At 31.9% G+C, this 5103-nt stretch carries 4 protein-coding genes; 1 reads left to right on the top strand and 3 read right to left on the bottom strand.

Translation table 11 applies throughout. The features are described from left to right. Positions 1 to 239: AAA family ATPase (locus MR593_RS04565; RefSeq protein WP_290690225.1), on the bottom strand; the 239-nt coding region annotated here is incomplete at its 3' end. A gap of 308 nt (positions 240 to 547) precedes the next feature. Between MR593_RS04565 and MR593_RS04560 the strand changes: the two genes are divergently transcribed. Next, a complete protein-coding gene (locus MR593_RS04560) occupies positions 548 to 1657 on the top strand; it encodes a DUF362 domain-containing protein (RefSeq protein ID WP_290690223.1) in 1110 nt (369 codons plus the stop codon). A 61-nt stretch (positions 1658 to 1718) separates the two neighbouring features. Here the strand turns inward: MR593_RS04560 and MR593_RS04555 are convergent, their stop codons facing one another. Both MR593_RS04555 and ilvB read right to left on the bottom strand, forming a co-directional pair. Then, positions 1719 to 3113, bottom strand: a complete 1395-nt coding sequence (locus MR593_RS04555; RefSeq protein ID WP_290690221.1) for an MATE family efflux transporter — start codon at positions 3111 to 3113, stop codon at positions 1719 to 1721. Between the two features lie 141 nt (positions 3114 to 3254). Then, positions 3255 to 4934 (bottom strand): biosynthetic-type acetolactate synthase large subunit, encoded by a 1680-nt coding sequence (ilvB, locus tag MR593_RS04550; RefSeq protein WP_290690219.1) that lies wholly within the window; start codon positions 4932 to 4934, stop codon positions 3255 to 3257. Between the last annotated feature and the right edge of the window lie 169 nt (positions 4935 to 5103).

The raw sequence follows: 5103 nt of genomic DNA, 5'->3' as shown, positions 1-5103 counted from the left end.
AAATTAAAATTTTTAGTACCTCCCTCTGGATTAAACCCATATGAAACTGCGATTGCTTCTAATATAGTCGATTTTCCACATCCATTTTCTCCTACTATAAAGGTTACATTTGGGTGAAATTCTATTTTGTCTAGATTTTTGATAATAGGCAGGTTAAATGGATATTTATTAAAATTTTCAATCTTATCTCTATTTAATTTTACACTTCTAATAAATTGATTCATTTTTTCACTATTCATCTTATTATCCCCTGTGTTAATATATTATTTTTAAATATTGTTTTATTATTTATTTTAAATTAATATTAAAAAAAAACACGATAATTAATTATCGTGCAAGGGTGGGTTAAATTATTTAAGCTATTGCTAAATTTACATTTATATAACAACATTTCTTACTTATTATAGTATAACATATTGTATTTTAAATCAATTCATTCTAGGACAAATCAATTCCATTTCGGAATTAATTTTAATAATCAATTCTTATAATTCATAGATATTTATTGTGCTATAATTATAGTGATTTTTATATAGGAGGAAACGAAATGGCAAAATCTAAAGTATATTTTACAAATTTAAGAACAAACCCGAGAAATACTATTTTACAAAAGCTAGAAAAATTAGTCAAGGCTGCTGGAATAGAAACTATTGATTTTGAAAAAAAATTCACTGCGATAAAAATACACTTAGGGGAACCTGGTAATATAGCTTATCTTAGACCAAATTTTTCTAAAGTAATAGTAGATTTAATTAAGTCTCAAGGCGGGAATGTATTTTTAACTGACTGCAATACTTTATATGTTGGCAGAAGAAAAAACGGCCTAGAACACCTCGATTCAGCTTATGAAAATGGCTACAATCCATTTGCTACAGGATGCCATGTAATAATAGCAGACGGTATCAAAGGTACTGATGAAGCTTTAGTTCCTGTAGAAGGCGGAGAATACGTCAAAGAAGCTAAAATAGGTCGTGCTATAATGGATGCAGATATATTTATAACTATGACTCACTTCAAAGGCCATGAATCAACTGGTTTTGGAGGATGTCTAAAAAATATAGGTATGGGATGTGGTTCTCGTGCTGGCAAAATGGAAATGCACTCAGCTGGTAAACCTATAGTACTAAAAGATAAATGCAAGGGCTGCAAGGTCTGTTCTAAAAACTGTGCCCACGGTGCAATAAGCTTCGATGAAAACAAAAAAGCTTCAATAAACCACGATAAATGTGTAGGCTGTGGAAGATGTATAGGATCATGTAACCACGACGCTGTCAAACCTCAAAACGACGAAACTAACGACATACTTAATAAGAAAATAGCTGAATACTCAAAGGCCGTACTACATGATAGACCTAACTTCCATATTTCATTTGTAATAGATGTATCTCCTTATTGCGACTGTCACGTGGAAAACGACTTACCTATAATACCTGATGTAGGAATATTCGCTTCATTTGACCCTGTTGCAATAGATATGGCGTGTGCTGATGCATGTAATAAGCAACCTGTTATGCCAGGAAGCTACTTAGCAGAAAAAGACCACCACACTCATGATCACTTTACAAATACTCATCCTGAAACTAACTGGGAGGTTTGTATAGATCATGCAGTTAAACTAGGTCTTGGAAATAAAGAATACGAATTGATAGAAGTTTAAAAAACAAATCCAAAAACACTTTAGGCACTGCTTTATATAAAACAGTGCCTAATTTTACAATCTATCTAGCCTCAAGATTTCTATCCTCTTCAGCCAATCTCTTCATATTTCTAAACTCAAAAGCTGCCATAACCAAAGCAACAATAAACGCTATAAAATCAGCTATCGGAGCAGAATAAAGTATCCCATCTATTCCTAAAAACAACGGCAATATTATAATAAGTGGTAACAAGAATATAATCTGTCTTGTAAGAGATAAAAAAGTCCCCTTTACAGGCTTACCTATAGAAGTAAACAGTGTCGCTGTAATAGGTTGAACGAAATTAACACATATAAAAAATAAAAATATTCTAAAATAGCTAATTCCGAATTGATAATAAGCTTCTGTCCCCTCACCAAACATAGACATAATTTGTCTTGGAAATACTTGAAATAAAACAAACGCCAAGACAGATATTAAACCTGCATATATATTTGCAAGCTTGTATGACTCTTTAACCCTATCGTATTTTTTAGCTCCGTAGTTAAAGCTTTGTATAGGCTGACTACCCTGTGCAAGTCCTATTACAATAGAGAAAAATAATTGAGCTACCTTCATAACAATACCTGAACACGCTATAGGTATAGCTTCTCCATATATAGATAAAGACCCATAGTATTTAAGTGAATTATTTAAGACTACTTGAAGTAACATCATAGCTAGTTGGTTTATAAAAGATGCAGTCCCTATGGACATGATTTCTTTTGTATATTCAAATTTAACCTTAAAATGCTTTTTAGCTAAAACTACTGTTTTGTAATTTTTTAAATATACAATTACAACAATACCTGATGCTATCTGTCCTATTATAGTAGCATAAGCTGCACCTGCCATTCCCATATTAAATCCCATAATAAATACTGCATCGAGTACTATATTTATTATAGCTCCCAATAAGCTACACATCATGGCTATCCTAGGACTTCCATCTGCACGTATTAGATGACCTCCTCCTACTGTTAAAATAAAAAATGGAAATCCTATTGCAGTAATTCTAACATAAGTTTCTGCATAAGGAAGTACATCATCTGGTGCTCCAAATGCCTTTAATAATGTTATCAGAAAAATTTGCGATAAAATACATAAAACTAAACCGCTTATAAAAAGCATAAACGCTGCGTTTCCAATATAATATCCAGCTTTTTCCTTTTCCCCTCTTCCCATAGATAGGTTAAAGCACGAAGCTCCACCTATCCCAAATAAAAGCGCCAACGCAATACAAGACGTAGATAGTGGGAAAGCTATATTAGTAGCTGCATTTCCCAAAGTCCCAACATATTGTCCAATAAACAACTGATCGACTATATTGTAAAGCGCCCCGACGAGCATCGCAATTATACTTGGAACAGCAAACTTTCTCATAAGCTTAGATACTGGCTCGCATCCAAGTGGATTTTTCCTTTGTGATTTTGTCATAAATTTCAATCCTCCTTAAAAATTCTCTCTACATCTATTTTATAAGAAAATCTTTATTTTAAAAATACATAATTTAACTTTCCTATACATTATAAAAAGGTCATCACAAATAATGTAACAACCTTTTTCATTATAAATTTATTAATTACATATTAAATTAAGTAAATTGTCATTTGGTGGAACGATTGGATATACATTTATATCGTGGTCTATTTGACATTCCACTAAAACAGGTTTATCTAAAGTTAAGTTTTCTAAAATTGAATTTAACTCATCTAGATTTTGTGCTTTATGACCTTCTATTCCATATGCATTTGCAAGCATTACATAGTCAGTCTTATCGTATACATCTGTCTCTGAATATCTTTGATTAGAAAATAGGTTTTGCCATTGTCTAACCATTCCTAGAGCATTATTATTAAGTAGTAATATCACTACTGGAATATTATATGTAGCTAATGTAGCAAGCTCATTACAGTTCATCTTGAAACTTCCATCACCTGTAACTAAGACTACTTTTTTATCAGGAGTACCTAATTTTGTGCCCATAGCTCCTCCTAATCCAAATCCCATAGTTCCAAGTCCTCCAGAAGTTATATAAGTTCTACCTTGTTCAAACTCCCAGTATTGTGCAGCCCACATTTGGTGTTGACCTACATCTGTTACTACAGTAGTATTACTTCCCATTTTTTTGTTAAATGCTTCTATTATATTTTTAGGATGGAATGCATCCTTATCTATTACATGTTCGTTATCTTTGAAAGTTTCTATTTCATCTAGCCAAGCTGAATTGTCTTTTGGCTCTACCTTTTCTAAAAGACCTCCTAAAACATCAGTTAAATCTCCTACTAGAGCTATTTCAGCTGGTATATTTTTGCTTATTTCAGATGAATCTATATCAATTTGTATAACCTTAGCATTTTTAGCAAACTCATCCTTATTACCTATTACTCTATCGCTAAAACGTGCTCCTACAGATATAACTAAATCAGCATTTGATATAGCTAGATTGGCTTCTCTGCTTCCATGCATACCTACAAGCCCAAAAGAAAGTGGATTTTTTCTATCTATACCACCAAGCCCCATAAGGGTATTTAATACTGGTGTATTTATTTTTTCAGCAAAATTAGTTAGTAATTCGTATTGATCTACTGATTTTACTCCTCCACCTGCGTATATAACAGGCTTTTTAGATTGCTTTATTAAATCTGCAGCAGCTTGTAGTTTACTTTTAGTTTCATTTTCTTCTCTTATTTCGAATTTATCTTTTACCTTTTTATTTTGATTTGAAGGTATATAATCGTCCATATTGTAATCTATTTCTGCAACCTGTAAATTTTTAGGTACATCTATAAGAACTGGTCCTTTTCTACCTTCATTTGCTATTATAAAAGCATCTCTTATTATATTAGGTAATTCTTTTAAATCTCTAACTAAGAAATTGTGCTTTGTTATAGAATATGTAACACCTGTTATATCTATTTCTTGGAAAGTATCCTTTCCTAATAGGCTTGTTCCAACTTGACCTGATATTACGACAAGAGGTGATGAATCCATATATGCAGTAGCTATTCCAGTAACTGCATTAGTAGCCCCTGGACCTGATGTTATTACACATACGCCTGTTTTTCCAGAGCTTCTAGCGTATCCATCAGCTGCATGAACTGCACCTTGTTCATGTGAGGTTCTTACATGTTTTATTTTATCTGTATAATCGTATAAAGCATCGTATATAGGTATTACTGTCCCTCCTGGATAACCAAACATAGTGGTTACACCTTCTTTTATCAAACATTCTACTATAAGATTAGCACCTTGCATATTGTCTTTGTCCCCCTTAAACTTTCTTTTCGTCTTTTTTAAATTAAAAAATCCGTATTTTCATTCCCATTATTTCCTTTTATTATTTAAATTTAAAATCTATAATCTAGATCATATATACCAGTTATTTAATATTAATCATTTACCAAGTTAAATAAATATTTAAGTA

This window comes from Intestinibacter sp. (genome assembly GCF_022780145.1).
Classification (GTDB): Bacteria; Bacillota; Clostridia; order Peptostreptococcales; family Peptostreptococcaceae; genus Intestinibacter.
Note: the sequence above shows the minus strand (reverse complement) of the source record. Positions and strands in the feature narration are given on the sequence as shown.